Annotated in this window: 17 protein-coding genes and 1 tRNA gene; all 18 read right to left on the bottom strand. The window is 51.1% G+C overall.

Annotated elements, in window-relative coordinates; all coding sequences use genetic code 11:
* Positions 1-266: 266 nt before the first annotated feature.
* Entirely contained in the window at positions 267-431 is a 165-nt protein-coding gene (locus AC6RNO_RS08885) for a hypothetical protein (protein WP_488437774.1), read from the bottom strand.
* 214 nt (positions 432-645) lie between these two features.
* The gene (locus AC6RNO_RS08880; protein ID WP_474681406.1) at positions 646-1,425 is read right to left on the bottom strand and encodes a CheR family methyltransferase; all 780 of its coding nucleotides are present in this window, start codon (positions 1,423-1,425) and stop codon (positions 646-648) included.
* 816 nt (positions 1,426-2,241) lie between these two features.
* Positions 2,242-2,685, bottom strand: a complete 444-nt coding sequence (gene ndk, locus AC6RNO_RS08875; protein ID WP_488437775.1) for a nucleoside-diphosphate kinase — start codon at positions 2,683-2,685, stop codon at positions 2,242-2,244.
* 92 nt (positions 2,686-2,777) lie between these two features.
* On the bottom strand, positions 2,778-3,755 hold the full coding sequence (locus AC6RNO_RS08870) for a polyprenyl synthetase family protein (protein WP_488437776.1): 978 nt from the start codon (positions 3,753-3,755) through the stop codon (positions 2,778-2,780).
* Complete coding sequence (locus AC6RNO_RS08865) at positions 3,752-4,615, bottom strand: MqnA/MqnD/SBP family protein (protein ID WP_497105217.1); 864 nt, start codon at positions 4,613-4,615, stop codon at positions 3,752-3,754. Before AC6RNO_RS08865 ends, AC6RNO_RS08870 begins: the two co-directional genes overlap by 4 nt.
* Positions 4,596-5,216, bottom strand: a complete 621-nt coding sequence (locus AC6RNO_RS08860; protein ID WP_488437778.1) for a UbiX family flavin prenyltransferase — start codon at positions 5,214-5,216, stop codon at positions 4,596-4,598. Before AC6RNO_RS08860 ends, AC6RNO_RS08865 begins: the two co-directional genes overlap by 20 nt.
* Entirely contained in the window at positions 5,213-6,088 is an 876-nt protein-coding gene (locus AC6RNO_RS08855) for a UbiA-like polyprenyltransferase (protein WP_497105216.1), read from the bottom strand. The genes AC6RNO_RS08860 and AC6RNO_RS08855 overlap by 4 nt, the downstream gene beginning before the upstream one ends.
* Positions 6,089-6,094: 6 nt before the next feature.
* Positions 6,095-6,820: a demethylmenaquinone methyltransferase gene (locus AC6RNO_RS08850; RefSeq protein WP_497105215.1), complete on the bottom strand. Its 726-nt coding sequence runs from the start codon at positions 6,818-6,820 to the stop codon at positions 6,095-6,097.
* A 13-nt stretch (positions 6,821-6,833) separates the two neighbouring features.
* Entirely contained in the window at positions 6,834-7,697 is an 864-nt protein-coding gene (locus AC6RNO_RS08845; RefSeq protein ID WP_474681413.1) for a heptaprenyl diphosphate synthase component 1, read from the bottom strand.
* Positions 7,698-7,885: 188 nt separating this feature from the next.
* Positions 7,886-8,965, bottom strand: a complete 1,080-nt coding sequence (locus AC6RNO_RS08840; RefSeq protein WP_474681414.1) for an RNA-guided endonuclease InsQ/TnpB family protein — start codon at positions 8,963-8,965, stop codon at positions 7,886-7,888.
* A 4-nt stretch (positions 8,966-8,969) separates the two neighbouring features.
* Positions 8,970-9,368 carry an IS200/IS605 family transposase gene (gene tnpA, locus AC6RNO_RS08835; RefSeq protein ID WP_497105214.1) on the bottom strand — a complete coding sequence of 133 codons (399 nt, stop codon included), beginning with the start codon at positions 9,366-9,368 and terminating at the stop codon, positions 8,970-8,972.
* Between the two features lie 112 nt (positions 9,369-9,480).
* Positions 9,481-10,017 (bottom strand): hypothetical protein, encoded by a 537-nt coding sequence (locus tag AC6RNO_RS08830; protein ID WP_488437782.1) that lies wholly within the window; start codon positions 10,015-10,017, stop codon positions 9,481-9,483.
* Between the two features lie 82 nt (positions 10,018-10,099).
* Entirely contained in the window at positions 10,100-10,324 is a 225-nt protein-coding gene (gene mtrB / locus AC6RNO_RS08825) for a trp RNA-binding attenuation protein MtrB (RefSeq protein ID WP_474681417.1), read from the bottom strand.
* A gap of 87 nt (positions 10,325-10,411) precedes the next feature.
* Positions 10,412-11,338, bottom strand: coding sequence for a phosphatase PAP2 family protein (locus tag AC6RNO_RS08820; protein ID WP_497105213.1), 927 nt, complete (start codon positions 11,336-11,338; stop codon positions 10,412-10,414).
* Between the two features lie 125 nt (positions 11,339-11,463).
* A tRNA-Pro gene (locus tag AC6RNO_RS08815) sits at positions 11,464-11,540 on the bottom strand.
* 172 nt (positions 11,541-11,712) lie between these two features.
* Positions 11,713-11,985: a non-specific DNA-binding protein Hbs gene (gene hbs, locus AC6RNO_RS08810; protein WP_235122749.1), complete on the bottom strand. Its 273-nt coding sequence runs from the start codon at positions 11,983-11,985 to the stop codon at positions 11,713-11,715.
* Positions 11,986-12,254: 269 nt separating this feature from the next.
* The gene (gene spoIVA / locus AC6RNO_RS08805; RefSeq protein WP_474681419.1) at positions 12,255-13,733 is read right to left on the bottom strand and encodes a stage IV sporulation protein A; all 1,479 of its coding nucleotides are present in this window, start codon (positions 13,731-13,733) and stop codon (positions 12,255-12,257) included.
* 1,001 nt (positions 13,734-14,734) lie between these two features.
* Positions 14,735-15,481: a YphF family lipoprotein gene (locus AC6RNO_RS08800; RefSeq protein ID WP_497105212.1), complete on the bottom strand. Its 747-nt coding sequence runs from the start codon at positions 15,479-15,481 to the stop codon at positions 14,735-14,737.
* Positions 15,482-15,487 lie beyond the last annotated feature (6 nt).

Here is a 15,487-nt window from a genome sequence, read left to right as displayed (position 1 = left end):
ACCTGCTTCGCAAGCATTCCCGATCTCCTGACTCCTCCTTACGCGTCCGCCAAACACTTTAGCGCTTTGACGCGTAATTACCTTTTGTCATTATAGTATAGCTCTCCCCGTTTGGCAACCTGCCAAAGCTCCCGAAATGATACGAACCCATCGGCGGCTACCGTAACGGAACATCCCCGCGCAGCCGTCTGCATACAGCAAAAACACGCTTCATCAGGGAGAAAGCTTCTCTCTGCGAGGCGTGTCTATACGCGCTGCATCCGCATTTAACCGTGCATGTGCTGTTTTTGAATCACTCTCGGAATGTCGGCCATCTGCGGGTCGTTCATCAGCCCCATGAGCTGTACCGAATCGATGCCCAGTATTTGCGCGCACTCCTGAATCGTGATCATTCCCCTTCGGTAGGCGGTAATCACTTTTCTTTTGTCCATAAAGCCCCTCCTAAAAGTTTTCGCCCGGGAGTCTGTCGGCGGAGCTGCTTGTGTGCATACCGCCTGCTACTGGGTTCACCCGCCAAACTCCAAGAAAACTTGCATCGTAAGCGCCGGCCGAGCGCTGCCTTGCTTTTGCAGAGCCGCCGCCGTAAGGATAAGTATTCTTAGTATAGGAAGATATGGAAAAAGTTATACCAGCCGCTGCGCGAAGCTACCCCTTTTTACGGTAAAAGAACGTCTCCGCAGGTTCGAAATCGTATTGTCCCGGGGAGAAAATTTGCTCGGTAGAGCCGACAAACAGCAGCCCGCCCGGCTTCAGCGCCTTCGAAAACTTTTGATAGAGCACATGTTTCGCTTCTTCGGTAAAATAGATGATCACATTGCGGCACACGATCAGATCGAAGCCCGTGTCAAACGCATCGACTAGCAGGTTCTGCTTCTGAAATTTTATCGATCGTTTCAGTTCGTCCGAAACGCTGTACATGACCTGGTCCTGGCGGAAATATTTTTTGACGTACTTGTCCGGCACGTCGCGCAGCGAGCGGTCGAGGTAGATGCCCTTGCGCGCTTTGTCCAGCGCTCCGTCGTCGATGTCCGTAGCTTGCAGGTGAGTATCCGCAAGTGCGCCCTGCTCCGCCAAAATCATCGCCAGCGTATAAGGCTCTTCGCCTGTCGAGCACGCGGCGCTCCAAATTTTCAGGCGGCGGTTTTTGCGCAGCATCTCGGGAACGAACCGCTGCTCGACGAGCTCCCAGCGATTCGGGTTGCGCCAAAACTCCGATACGTTGATCGTCATTCTGTCGAGAAACTCATAGAACAGTTCCTTGTCCTTCATCATTGCATCGAAAAAAGCGACGAACGTGTTGTATCCGCGCTTCATCCGAAGCGTCGTCAGACGCCTTTTCATCTGCGCTTCTTTATACTGTGCAAGATCGATAGCCGTATAATCTTTGACTTTTTTTATAAAGAGGGAAAAATCCTGATCTTCCATGCTGTTCACCCGCCTTGACCATTTGCTGACTATAGGGATTCTGTAAAATAAAACAGAATTCCTGCAAATAACGACAAAGACTGTAAGACTCGCCTTGCCGAGCGCAAAAAAACCTGCAACTGCTTGGCCGTGTATAGCAAACTTGAATTCTTTTCATTCTGTGGGGCGACGTCTCCCGGTACGTGGTGTTGCGCTGCATGACGGCAGTTGATCGGCCACATGCCCAGAAACCACCCGCACGCCAGAGCCGGTCGCACAATCTGACTGGTTGCATGAAGAAAACCTGCAAAAGTACAGGAATTTGTGCCTTGATACGTTGGCAATGAAAAATTCCTGCAAATGTGCAGGCTTTTCACCGCAAATATGGGCTCAGAGTCTTTTTCACGGAAAATTCCTGCACTATCGCAGGCTTTTCGCTGAAATGACCCTTTTTCACGGAGAAAGCCTGCACTTTCGCAGGTTTTCTCTCTGCCAAGCCACCTTGTGCCCCCCACTTCAGCGCCGCAACCCGTGCAATTGTGGAAGAGAGGTTGCGCCGCCTCTGATGCCACTAGCCAGTCAGTATACTAACCATCTGATTGTTGCGGAATTTCTACGCGTTAATAGAGATGGGTCTCTCCAGTGTACGTTTTCTCAACGCCTGACTTTTACAGGGTTAGCAGGGTTTGCAGGACTTGCAGGACTTGCAGGATTTGCAGGATTTGCAGGGTTCGCAGAATTCGCAGGCAACCAAGCCACGCAGCAAAAAACAGCCCGCTGGCCTAAGCAGCAGGCTGTCTCATTACGGAGACCGGCTCCGTGTTATGTATGTTTATATCAAATCCATGGACCGATCGCTTTGGCATACTCGCAGAGCTCGTTCGGGCTGAAAAAGTTGCCGATTTCGCGCTCCGCACTGGCCGGGGAGTCCGATCCGTGGATCAGGTTCAAATTCGTATGTACGGCGAAATCTCCGCGAATAGTTCCGGGAAGAGCTTCCAGCGAGTTCGTTTTGCCGATCATCGTGCGGGACAGCGCTATAACCTGCTCGCCCTGCCAGACCATTGCAAAAACCGGGCCGGACGTAATAAAATTGACCAATCTTTCAAAAAAATCTTTACCTTTGTGCTCCGCGTAGTGATATTCCGCCTGCTCTCTCGTAATGACCATCAGCTTGCCGCCAATGAGCTCAAAGCCCTTTTGCTCAAACCGCTTTACGATTTCGCCGATCAGCCCGCGCTGCACACCGTCAGGCTTCACCATTAAAAACGTTCTCTCCATGCATCATCGCCTCCTGATCATATTTACACGTACATCACTCTATAGTTTACACCTCTTGGAAGCATTTCTCAAATATACGATACGGGAACCGGTTAATAAGAACGATTGCCAATAAAATGCGCAACTTCGATAAGATCTTTTTTGGCTTGAATGTCGGGAAGCCGAACCAGCGCTGCGATCGCTTTGTCGATATATTTTTGCGCCAGCTCTTCGGCTTTGCGAATGCCTTCGCTGCCGCGAATAAGATCGAGAAACCGGGTGACGTCCGTCTGCCCGTCCAACTGCTGAATCCTGTCCAGCTCCTGCAGCAGTTGCGGCTTAAGCAACGGATCCTGCAGCGCGAAAATGACGGGAATCGTAATGTTCCCCTGCTTGATATCGCTGCCCGGCGGCTTGCCTATTTGCTTCTCCGTTCCCGTCAAATCCAAAATATCGTCGCGGATCTGAAACGCCATGCCGACATTGTAGCCGAAAGCATAGAGCTTGCTGCTCGTCCAATCCTCGCTGTCGGCAGCCATCGCCCCGAGCTGGCAGCTGATGGCGATAAGCAGCGCTGTTTTGCGGCGGATCCGCAGCAAATAGTCGCGAACCGACTGCTCCGCATGGTAGAAGAAGCGGATTTGCTCCATTTCGCCGATCGACATTTCCACGATCGCCTTGGACATGACCTGATGCACGGCAGGCTTCCGGATTTGAGTAATGACGGTCAGCGCTTTGGCGAAAATATAGTCTCCCGTATACATCGCGATCCGGTTGTCCCACTTGGAACGGACCGTCAGCTGGCCCCGGCGCGTATTCGCATCATCGATTACGTCATCGTGCACAAGCGAAGCCATATGGATGAGCTCCAGTGATACGGCGACGTGTTTCATCGTTTGCAGCCTGTAGGTCCCGAATTCGCCGGACAACAGGACAATCGCGGGGCGAAGCCGCTTGCCCCCCGCTTTCAGCAGGTGCAGCGAGGTTTGTTTCAGCATCGCATGATCGGTATATACGCTTTCTTCCAGCTCTCTTTCGATCGAGGCGATGTCTTTTTTCTTTCTTGCATAAATATCCAATAGGTTTTTCATTCTGTCACCCGTGCTTTATCTTTCTCTGACCAAAGCTCAATCTTCGCCTGTTTCGGTAAAAAGCCAAGCTCATAGCAGTACTGATAATACAGCTGAAGGCCTTGCCATTGTTCCTGACCGAAATCGTAGCATAACGTATGAAAATAGTGATTCCAGTAGCCTTCCGTTCCGCCGACGCTCTCCCGGGCGTCCCGGATCATCGCTTCCGGCTGGCGGTGCGCCATTTCCTTGCTTTTTACAAACGCCGCGAACACTTCGGATACCAGCTCCGGATAGCGCTCCACAGTATCCCTGCGGATCGCCCAGACGGCAAAAGACATCCATTGTCCGGTCCATTTCGCCCATTCTTGCCCAAGATCGGTAATCATATACTTGTCGTTCCGCCAGCTTTCCTTAATGGCGTCGTCGCCGATCAGGAGCGCTGCGTCCGAATCTTTGATCATCTCTTCCAGATTCGGGGCCGCATCGTGGTATTCCGGCTTGCCGCCGTAAAACTTTTCGATAATGACTTTCAACAGATTGACCGAGGTCGCCGATGTGGTCGGCAGCGCAATGCGCCCGTTCGTAATTTCCCGCAGCGGCTTCTCGTGAAACAGCAGAATCGAATTGACGTCGCCGTAGGCGCTGACGGATAAATCGGGATAGAGCATGTAATGCTCGAACGATTGGCCGTAGGCGAATGACGAAATCGGCCCCATATCGATCTCGCCCGCGGCCATCGCCCGATTCAGAGAGGTGGGCACCTGTTCGATAATGTCGACCTCCCCGCTTGTCATCAGCTCGGGGAAATAATAGTAGATGGGCCAAACATTCGTATAGTCGATACGGCCGATTCTTATTTTAGCTTCCTGGTTGTTCATCGTTTTCTCCCCATCTTCGGTACAAGGAATGCTCAATGTCCATACTGTCCAGCACTTTGCCCACTAAAAAGTCGACCATTTCGCCGATCGAGCCGGGACGGTTGTAAAAAGCCGGCATCGCCGGAATAATACGCACGCCCATCTTCGACAAGGTGAGCATATTTTCAAGATGTATCGCATGCAGCGGCGTTTCCCTTGGCACCAAAATCAGTTTTCTTCCCTCTTTGAGCATCACGTCAGCCGTCCGCTCCAGCAAATTGTCGGAAGCGCCGTGAGCGATCCCCGATAATGTCCCCATCGAGCACGGGACGACGACCATCCCTTTCGTTCGAAAGGAGCCGCTGGCTACGGAAGCTCCGATATCGGCGATCGGATGATACGTATACGTTCCCGCAAACCCGCCGAAATGCTCCTGAAGCATTTCTTTCCGCTTGCCTGCGTTCCAATCCAGCTCATCGTGCAGAACTCTCCAGCCGGCTTCCGTAATCATCAGATGCACGTCCAAACCTTGCGCCAGCATCGCTTTGCACAGTCTCACCCCATAGACCGCTCCGCTTGCGCCGGTTATCCCTACGACCCAATTGCCGCTATTGCCGCTCATGGATGGTTGGAGACGACGACGTCCAGCAGCGTAAACGCGAATACGACTACGCTAAGCACGCCGTTCATCGTGAAGAAGGCCGTATTCAACTTGGATAAATCGTCGGGTGAGACCAGTCTGTGTTCTTTGTACAACAATACGTAAGCGATAACCAGTCCGATTAAATAAAACCAGCTGAGATGCGTCATGAAAAATAACGTGACCAAACCGACGGCCGTAAGCGCATGCAGCACGCGGGCCGTCACCAGAGCCGCCTTGATACCGAACCGGCCGGGCAGCGAATACAGCCCTTCCTTGCGGTCAAAATCCGTATCCTGGCACGCGTAGATGAGGTCGAAGCCGGCGCTCCAGCAGGCAACCGTCAAATAAAAGACGATCGACGACCAGGTGATATGCCCGGTAACTGCCACCCAGCCGCCGAGCGGCGCAAGTCCGAGCGTCAGGCCGAGAATGAAATGGCATGTCCACGTAAATCTTTTGGTGTAGGAGTAGAAAACAAGAAAAAACACTGCAATCGGCAGCAGTTTCATCGCTAAAGCGTTTAAATTGTAAGTTGCCCAAAACAGCAGCGAAAACGATAGAATGATATAGATGATTACTTGTCTAACCGATATCAAGCCTGCCGGAATGGCGCGGTTCGCCGTCCGCGGATTTTTTTTGTCGATCGCGCGGTCGATAACGCGGTTCAAAGCCATTGCGGCGGTTCTGGCTCCGACCATCGCCAGCGATATCCAAAGAATCTGCATCCAGGTCGGCAGATGCCCTGTCAGCACCACGGAGCCGAGTATCGCTCCCATGAAAGCGAACGGCAGCGCAAACAGCGAATGCTCGAATTTGATCATTTCCAAAAATACTTTTAGTTTTGTAAACATATCGTATTACACTCCCGAATTAGTTTTCCCCTTGGTGCCGATGTGCAGCGCCGCGATGCCGCCGGTCAGCGGGTAAGCTTGCACTTCCTGCAAACCCTGCTTGGCGAATATGGCAGCCAGCTCTTTATGATCGGGAAAATGAATTAATGATTCCGGCAGCCACTTGTACTGCTCGTAGCTTTTGGCCAGCAGCTTGCCCAGAACGGGCAGCACGCGCTGAAAGTAAAAGTAGTAGATCGACTTAAAAGGCTGCCAAGTCGGCTTGGACAGTTCCAGCGACACGACCAGCCCGCCCGGCTTGACCACCCGCCGCATCTCGCGGATGACTTGCGCCAGATCGGGTACGTTGCGGAGCGCGAAGCCGATCGTCACATAATCGAAGCTGTTGTCCTCGAAAGGGAGCGACATGGCGTTCCCGCGGATGAGGCGGATCTGCTTGTCCATCCCCAGCCGGCTGATTTTGTCCGCCCCGACGTCAAGCATTTGCTGGCTAAAATCAAGCCCTACCATCTCGCCGGTTCCGCTTGCCTGCGCCAGACTGATCGTCCAGTCGCACGTTCCGCAGCAGATATCGATCGCAGTAGAGCCTGGCTTAACTTGGATTTTGTTCATCGTGAACTTCCGCCACGCCTTATGCCGGCGAAAGCTCAAAATATCGTTCATCAAATCGTACTTCGGAGCGATCCGCTCAAACACGGAATGAACGAATTCCTCTTTGGATTTTGTCGTCATCAGGAAGGTCACCTCATATTTCTTCAAGCACTTTAGGTTTGGACAAAAACCGCAGGAACGGCTCCCCAATGTGAAACAGTTCACTTACGAGCTTATCGGAATCCAGCTGTGCGATCAACGTATGCAAATGCTTGACATTCGTTTCGAGCATTTGGTAAAGCTGCGATGAGACGTTATATTTATGCATCAGCAGGCGGATTTTGGCTTGATCCGTTTCTTCGGCATGAAGCTGGTTCCGCTCTTCCTTCGTGCCGTGCTGCAAAATGTGCCAGAATCCCCAGCTTCCGTGAAAATTAGCCGTCGTCTCGGCCCGGAAAATTTCTTCGGACAGCACTTCGCACTTCGTGTAGCCGTTTAAAATTTCCGGCCAGGCGCGGTCGTATACGCCCGCCATAAATTCCGAAAAAGACAAAAAAAGCTGAGACTTAATCTCCACCGAATGGTGAATATAATCTTCTGCCGTCATTTTGAACTGCTTCATTTTGGTATATACACTCATCTTCATCCGGTTCACATCGCAAATAGCGCCGGCCAGCTGCTTGATCGTATCGATATGGCCCGCCTGCGACAGAAGATGGTAAAATCGCGAGCTGAAATAATCGCCAGCCAGCACTTTGAGCTGCCGCGAACGCGCCGCCTTCTTCTCCTTCAGCTCATTTCCCGGAGACACTTGCTCATGCGTATCCAGCGCCAACTGCACGAGTGAGGTCGCCAGCGAATACAGTTCGCTTTCCCCGCTAAACTTCGTATTTCCGTTCAAAAAGGCAAACAGCAAACGTGTGCGAAGCTCCGGAAAATCCGGCAAATCGGTGTGAATCTGGATCATGTCATATTCCGTATATTGTTTGGCGATCTCTGGGATCCGAAAAGAATTCATTCAAAAGCCTCCGTAACCGTACGCAGTTGTGTCTTCATGCTCTCATCCAAGTAATTATATCATAACCCGCTATGAGAAGCACAATTAATTGTGATGACTCCCCATGCCTAAAGACAAGGGCTTCTCGGTTCATCGAGGATGGCAACCCGTTCCTCTCCCCGAAGGCTCCATCCGAGCCCAGTTCATGTTTAGGCGGTCGCTCGTTGCAAGATGTTAATTGCCGCGTTCACGTCTCGGTCTGCCACGTATCCGCAGTATGGACAGCGGTGGACACGCTCTTTCAATTCTTTTTTAACTACTTCGCCGCACTTAGAGCATAGCTGTGACGTATTGCGGGGGTCAACTTGCTTCACGATTCTACCGGCACTTTCAGCCTTGTATTTCGTGAATCGGACAAGCTGATTCCATCCTGCGTCTGTGATGCTCTTTGCAAGCCTGTGATTCTTGACCATACCCAGCGCATTCAAGTCCTCGAAAGCAATCAACCCGTAACGGTTCACAAGGCTTCGGGAAAGTTTGTGCGCGTAATCCTTGCGCTGATTGGCGACATGCTCATGCAGACGCGACAGAACGCGCACAGCCTTCTTACGGCGGTTTGAGCCTTTCTTCTTGCGGCTTACTGCACGTTGAATACGCTTAAGCTGTCTCTCCCTATTACGCAAGCATTTCGGAGCGTCGAACGTCTCGCCATCTGATGTGATGGCAAGGTGTTTCAGTCCAAGATCAATTCCTACTTGGCTCTCATTTTGTGGTAGCGGAACCGTCTCGACTTCACAACTTAAGCAAACGTAATACTTGCCATTCTTCTGAATGACGGTGCAAGTCTTGATCCTGCCTTCGATGGGGCGGTGAAGCTTGATCTTAACGTCTCCGATCTTGGAAAGCTTAAGCTTGTTACCATTCAAAGCGTAACCGCCTTGCGGATAGGTGAAAGAATCGTATTGTGTCGCAGGTTTGAAGCGCGGGAATCCCGGCGTTTCCCCTTGCTTCACACGACGGAAGAAGGCTTGGAACGCTTTGTCTAGGCGTCCCGCAACGTCCTGCAATACTTGACTATGCACTTGCTTAAGCGCAGGGATATGTCGCTTACGCTCACCCAACGTATTCGCCTGATCGTAGTAATTTAAGCTCTTGCCTTCGCTCTTGTAAGCGTGGATACGTTCCTCAAGTAATCGATTGTACAGCAGACGACAACGTTCTAAAGTGAAGTCAATCGCCTTGCGCTGCTCTCGGTTTGGATACAGTCGGTATTTGTACGCTATGAGCATATGGTCACCGTTCCTTCTGCTCTTCGATGTACTTCTTAACCGTTTCGAGCGACAAGCTTCCGACCGTGGCGACGAAATAGGAATTCGTCCACAGAGAAGGAAGTCGAGAAGATAGGTGCTTGTACTCCATGCGTAAAATGCGTGACGTATAGCCTTTCAGATGCTTTACGGCGCGATGAATGCCGAATTGCGGATCGCATTTAATGAGCAGGTGTACATGATCGGGCATTACTTCCATTTCCAGCAGCCCGACGCTAAGTTCCTGAGACTTTTCGCGGAATAGCTCTTTAAGCCGCTCGTCGATAGGCGAGACAAGAACTTTGCGGCGATACTTCGGACAGAATACAACGTGATATTTGCAATCAAAGACGACGTTATTGTTGCTGTCTATGTCTCTTGACATACTTTTCACCTCAAGAAAAGTATACCACAAACAATAGATAACTCCTAGATATCTATTAAAATGAAGGCAACTTACATCCTCATAGCTAAAGCAAGGGGTTTTACGTCGCATCCTATAAGGGGTAGCGCTGCTGCCATTTCGGGGTGTATGTGATGCGAAAACGGTTCGACAGCTGCTGTTCGAGCTGTACCTGGCTTAACTCGCTCGCCTTCTCCTTCATGTCTTTTCCGTGTTCGCGGTCCGCGACCATAGCCAGAACGAGCTGAGCCGACGAGCTTTCCGCCGCCCCCGAATAGTCCATAACCCGTACCCATACTTGATTCACATTTTTCGTTCTGGCGTTCATCGTCTGCGCGATCGTATACAAGTCGCGGTACACTGCGGCGGCGTCCGCGTTTTTGGGAAGGCTCAGATCGATGAACAGGTTCGAATCGCTCAATTCCACTTTGCGGATCCGCAGCTGCAGCGGAACCTGAACGAGCAGATCGACCAGATTGCGGTCGGTCAGCTGTCCGGCGCGATGGCCGGACGACCACGCGTCGGATGTGCGGACGCCTGCCGACGGGTCCAGCTGCGGCAGCAGGGACAGGCCTAACGCCACAGCGCCCGAAATCCCCGCAGTGATCAAAATACGAGCCGTCCATTTCATGTACAAGGCACCCCCAGGCAATAGAGCTTATACACCATTGTACAATGAAAAAAAGCAGGCTATGCCTGCCGCAGCAAATTATTCACTCCTCGGTATCGACGACGCCGAATTTGGTCATAATGATCGCTTTTCCCCTAATCTTAACCGCCGACGTGTGCTCCGTAAACTGAGCGATCATCACTTCGCCTTTGTCCAGCTTCTCCGTATGGCCAAACCGGGTTTCGTGTCCGCGGGTCAATCCGATTACATGAACCCCGTTGTCTTTGGCTTTGACGATAAAAAAATCGTTTCCGTTATTTGCTTCCATCTGCATTCCCCTCCGTTCCATGTCATGCGTGTTCATCTTGTTCCTATGATGCAAAAAAAGCTTCCGGAAGTCAACTCGATCGCCGCATTACGCCGAAGCGTTTTGGGAAACGGCGGCAGCTTTCTTCCCGTAAAACAGCTTGAATTTGGCCGGAATCACCTTGTTGGAAACCGTAGCAATGAGCAAATCAGCCAGTTTGACAGTGCCGTATGCGAACAGCATGCCGGCTATAACGTCGATCAGCCAATGAATTTGCAAATACAACGTCGAAAAAATAATCGAGCTGCAATACGCGACCATCATCGTTTTGAAAATACGGTCTTTCTCGCGCAGTGCCAGCAGCAGCATCGCGAACGAGATCGACGTGTGCATGCTCGGAAAGCAGTTCATCACCGCGACCAGCAGTTCGTTGTTGTCTGCAAAAGTTCTGTGAAGCAAATCAGGCTGCCCGTTCACATACCAAACCTCATGGAGCAAAATCAGGTTATAAAAAGGCAATATGAGCGGAAACTGCAGCATGTGCCCGGAGAGCGCGTAAGAAATCATTTTTTTGATGCTCCGGGTCCAAAAGCTGCGAACGATACAAATCCAGAGCGACAGCACAAAGCCGTAGTTATAAATCCACACCATGGCCTTATCCAGAAACGGATTGGCGATCCATCTGGCCCATCCGCCGGTATTCAATGGAATCGCATTCATATATGCGTCCCAATGCCACGGATGACGGTTGTTTTCAAACATCCAATTCGCTATTCTCCACCAAAAGCTGTTGCCCGAACCGTAAAAGTAATAAAAAACGCCGAGCAGCGGAATGCCGAAAACGAAAAACTTTTTCCAATCCACATCGATCTGGTCCTTGCGGACGCCGAGCAGACAGATGAACAGCAAAATCCAGCATTCCGTGCTCCAGTTCCCAACGGTTCCGATCCGCCAGATCAAAAAGATCGATAAAATAATGCCGTACATCGTCCAATCCTGAGCCTTTGCCAGCTCATTTAATCGAAGCTTGTTCAATGCTGCTCCCCCTGTCTATTTTCCCCACAAACCGTGACAGAACCTGCGAAGCGCAGTCCGCTTGTTATACGGGGACCCCCTGAGTCAAAAAAGAAAAAGACATCGGCATGACGATGTCTTTCCCATGGTCGGAGTAACACGATTCGAACGTGCGACCTCACCCACCCCAAGGGTGCGCGCTACCAGGCTGCGCCATACCCCGAAAGCGAAAATAGCTGCTTATTTATTTTCTTTTGTAATTATAGTTGGACTGTTCAAAAATGTAAAGGTTATTTTAATGCAAAACAGGTAAAAATAAATAAAGCCGATAGCCAGCAATATGCGGCTACGGCTTCGTGCTTGATATGATGAAAAATCATATGTAAGACTTGCAATTATTGAATCCCGTCTCTAAGCGCTTTGCCAGGTTTGAAAGCTGGAATTTTGCTAGCAGGGATTTCAATTTCATCACCAGTCTGCGGGTTGCGTCCCTTACGAGCGGAACGTTCACGAACTTCGAAATTGCCGAATCCTACAAGTTGAACTTTATCCCCGCTTTGCAGCGCTTCGGAAATTGCGTCAAAAACAGCGTCAACCGCTTTAGTCGCATCTTTCTTGGAAAGCTCGGAGGTTTCAGCAACCTTGTTAATCAATTCAGATTTATTCATGCCATTCACCTCCCCCCCAAAAATACTCACTTCCATTTACTTCCTGTTTTCACCGTTTCGTCAGAAAATATACATGATCGTACGAAAAATCGTTGATTTTATTAGGGAAAACGAATTCCCCCTAGCAGACGAATAAATTTATAGTAATACACCGGGGCGGCAATTTCAAGTGCCGTTTTGCTTGACGGGCGTTGGATTACGATAAAAATCGACAAAAAACACTCTTTCGAGTGTTTTTTGGTGTATGATTTCACATTCCTGCGAAAATTTTACAAAATGATCGCGATGAGACCGCCGGATCCTTCGTTAATGATCCGCCCAAGCGTCTCCTGCAGCTTGTAGCGCGCATTATCCGGCATCATGGCGAGCTTGCCCTGAATGCCTTCGCGCACGATGGAGTGAAGCGATCGGCCGAAAATGTCGGACTCCCATATTTTGAGCGGGTTATCCTCAAAGTCCTGCATCAGATAGCGGACAAGCTCCTCGCTCTGCTTCTCCGTCCCGATGATCGGCGAAAATTCGGATTCGACATCCACACGAATCATATGAATGGATGGCGCGGTCGCTTTCAGACGGACGCCGAACCTGGAGCCTTGACGGATCAGTTCGGGCTCGTCGAGCGCCATTTCCGCCAGCGTCGGCGGCGCAATGCCGTAGCCGGTCGTTTTGACCATTTCCAGCGCTTCGGCGAATTGGTCGTACTCGCGCTTGGCATGCGTGAAATCCTGCATCAGTTGGAGCAGGTGATCCTTGCCGCGGATTTCCACGCCGACGACCTCCTGCAAGATGCGGTCATACAGCTCATCCGGCGCTTGGAGGTCGATTTCGGCCACGCCCTGGCCCATGTTCATATCGGCCAAAGCGGCCTTTTCGATAAAGTCATATTCGGCGAACTGGCTGACCACCCGATCCACGTCGCGCAGGCGGCGGATGTCCTGCACCGTATCGCGTACGGAGTTCTCGAAGCGGCCGCGCAGCCAGTGATTTTCGCCCAGAACCATGACCCAGCTCGGCAGGTTGACGTTTACTTCATGCACAGGGAACTCGTAGAGCACCTCGCGGAGCACCGAGACCATTTCCTCTTCCCCCGCATTCGCCACGCTCATCGTGACGACAGGCACGTCATAGCGGCTTTGCAGTTCGCTCCGCAGCTCCAGCGCGGGCTCGCCCGTAGGCTTTTGCGAGTTGATAATGACGATGAACGGCTTGCCGACTTCTTTCAGTTCGTTGATGACTCTCTCTTCGGCCAGTACGTAAGAAGACCGTGGAATATCGGAAATCGTGCCGTCGGTCGTGACGACCACGCCGAGCGTCGAATGTTCCTGAATGACTTTGCGCGTTCCGATTTCAGCCGCTTCCTGAAACGGAATCGGTTCGTCGAACCATGGCGTATTGATCATCCGCGGTCCGTTTTCATCCTCGTAGCCTTTGGCGCCATCGACTGCATAGCCGACACAATCAACCAGCCGAACGTTAACGTTCAGCCCTTCCGCAACCGAGATTTGAACCGCTGTATTCGGTACGAATTTCGGCTCCGTTGTCATAATCGTGCGGCCGGCAGCGCTCTGCGGGAGTTCATCGGTAGCCCGGATCCTGTCCGCTTCGCTTTGAATGTTGGGGAGCACTACAGATTCCACAAAACGTTTGATAAAGGTTGATTTTCCTGTTCGGACTGCGCCGACAACCCCCAGGTAAATATCCCCTCCCGTCCGTTCTGCAATGTCCTTAAAGATATCCACTTTCTCCAAGAGAATCCCTCCTACAGTTTGGTCGTCAACTGACTACTCGGCAGTAACCATTGACTACTCGTACATTCATTTGGACTAGTAAGAAATATATGTACTTTCGATAGAAATATGATAGATGTCCGCTATCTTTTTTTGCGGGCGCCTATTTCCGAAAAGCACATCATGCTTTCCCTGCCATGCTAAAGAACCTCTGAATGAATATATGAGAGACAGCTCTTTGATATTCTGAAAAAAATTAAGGACCATCCATGGGAGTCTGTCCGATGGACTCAGTAGAAGGCATACTTATGCAAAATGACAGACCTTGTGCAGCTTAAGCGGCATAAAGTCTGTCATTAATAAAAGTAAGTTTGTCGGAAAGACCCCTAACCCAGGGCATTAGAATGACGAAAGGGCTGTCCCCGTAATAAGGGAGGGGGTGAGCGGGCTAACAGCAGAGACGGCGATTTGCCCGTTTCGGCAAGCGGATCGACAGCCTGAGCCTGGACCGCGAAGCCCGGTTCGATGGCTTAGCGCGATTGCCAGGGCCATAAGCCCGGTTCGATGGCTTAGCCCGATTGCCGGGCCGCGAAGCCCGGTTCGATGGCTTAGCCCGATTGCCGGGCCGCGAAGCCCGGTTCGAAAGCCTAACTCAGCTGCCTGAATCGAAAAGCCTGCAAAAGTACAGGAATTTTCTGCAGAAGTGGCTCGTTTTCGGGAAAAGCCTGCGAAAGTGCAGGAATTATCGGCCAAAATGGAGTCCAAACCCGATTCGCAGCGAAAAAACTGTACTTTTGCAGGAATATTTCCCCGTAAGCGTATCTGCGAGAAAAAAACTGTACTTTTGCAGGCTTTCTGCGTAATTTCTATTTGCTCGTGAGATGACAGCTCCGCCGCACTCCTTGCGCGACTCCACGCTGAGCCTGCCCTAGCTCCGCCGCACTCTTGCGCGACCCCGCGCTGCGCCTACTCGGCTACGCAAGCAGCCCGAAAGCTGCTTACGGATCAGCCTGCGAGCAAAGCTAATTATCGGATGGAAGCGGCTGGTTGTCTTTCCAATAGTAAGGATAGCTTTTAGCGGGTACAAAATAGGAGCTGGCTACGAGCAAATCGCGCAAATCCTGCTCGGGCGCAAGCGAGTTTTGCATCGCTTTGTCCTGGATCAGCTTCATGATGTCCGGCGCATAGTCGATCGCCACCGTGCCGGAAACTTTATCCAGCATGTAGTTGACATAACTTTGTCTATTAAACGCCGATTTGATTTCCGGAGATTTCATGCCCAGCTTCTCAAAATCGACATAATCGAACGCTTCATCGATGGCGATGCCGGCGGGCAGCTGTCCGTTATGCTTTACTTTATAGGCGTCCACTTTGGCCTGCACGTCGGCTACGCTTTGAAACGCAGATAGATCGATCAGCTTCACTTCCGGCTTCGTTTCCGCATTGACGAGCACATACATAAAAATGCCGCCCTTTTCAAAGGCGTTGGCCGGGACGCTGCTCAAATAGTTCATTTTTTGCAGCTTGCCGAAATCGACGACATATTTCTCATAAAGCGGCGTGCTCATATCGCTGTTTTTAATCGGCAGAACGCCCGTCTTCTCATGGAACTTGTCAATTGCCTGCTGAACGACCGCAATGAATTCGCCGGGATTGATTTTATTTTCCTGACGCAGCTCTTTCGGATAAGCACAGCCGCTTAATAGGACGAGCAGGCAGAAGCATAGAACGTACAATTTCAGCTGCCGGGGTATGAGATAAGTTTTCAACGCGGA

Source organism: Paenibacillus sp. sgz302190, assembly GCF_059820445.1.
Note: the sequence above shows the minus strand (reverse complement) of the source record. Positions and strands in the feature narration are given on the sequence as shown.

What these genes read in the sequence shown, in the direction of transcription:
- AC6RNO_RS08850 (WP_497105215.1), bottom strand. Translation starts at nt 6,820, where the DNA reads ATGACGACAAAATCCAAAGAGGAATTCGTTCATTCCGTGTTTGAGCGG.
- AC6RNO_RS08845 (WP_474681413.1), bottom strand. Translation starts at nt 7,697, where the DNA reads ATGAATTCTTTTCGGATCCCAGAGATCGCCAAACAATATACGGAATAT.
- AC6RNO_RS08840 (WP_474681414.1), bottom strand. Translation starts at nt 8,965, where the DNA reads ATGCTCATAGCGTACAAATACCGACTGTATCCAAACCGAGAGCAGCGC.
- mtrB (WP_474681417.1), bottom strand. Translation starts at nt 10,324, where the DNA reads ATGGAAGCAAATAACGGAAACGATTTTTTTATCGTCAAAGCCAAAGAC.
- AC6RNO_RS08880 (WP_474681406.1), bottom strand. Translation starts at nt 1,425, where the DNA reads ATGGAAGATCAGGATTTTTCCCTCTTTATAAAAAAAGTCAAAGATTAT.
- ndk (WP_488437775.1), bottom strand. Translation starts at nt 2,685, where the DNA reads ATGGAGAGAACGTTTTTAATGGTGAAGCCTGACGGTGTGCAGCGCGGG.
- AC6RNO_RS08830 (WP_488437782.1), bottom strand. Translation starts at nt 10,017, where the DNA reads ATGAAATGGACGGCTCGTATTTTGATCACTGCGGGGATTTCGGGCGCT.
- hbs (WP_235122749.1), bottom strand. Translation starts at nt 11,985, where the DNA reads ATGAATAAATCTGAATTGATTAACAAGGTTGCTGAAACCTCCGAGCTT.
- AC6RNO_RS08860 (WP_488437778.1), bottom strand. Translation starts at nt 5,216, where the DNA reads ATGAGCGGCAATAGCGGCAATTGGGTCGTAGGGATAACCGGCGCAAGC.
- tnpA (WP_497105214.1), bottom strand. Translation starts at nt 9,368, where the DNA reads ATGTCAAGAGACATAGACAGCAACAATAACGTCGTCTTTGATTGCAAA.
- AC6RNO_RS08855 (WP_497105216.1), bottom strand. Translation starts at nt 6,088, where the DNA reads ATGTTTACAAAACTAAAAGTATTTTTGGAAATGATCAAATTCGAGCAT.
- AC6RNO_RS08865 (WP_497105217.1), bottom strand. Translation starts at nt 4,615, where the DNA reads ATGAACAACCAGGAAGCTAAAATAAGAATCGGCCGTATCGACTATACG.
- AC6RNO_RS08870 (WP_488437776.1), bottom strand. Translation starts at nt 3,755, where the DNA reads ATGAAAAACCTATTGGATATTTATGCAAGAAAGAAAAAAGACATCGCC.
- AC6RNO_RS08885 (WP_488437774.1), bottom strand. Translation starts at nt 431, where the DNA reads ATGGACAAAAGAAAAGTGATTACCGCCTACCGAAGGGGAATGATCACG.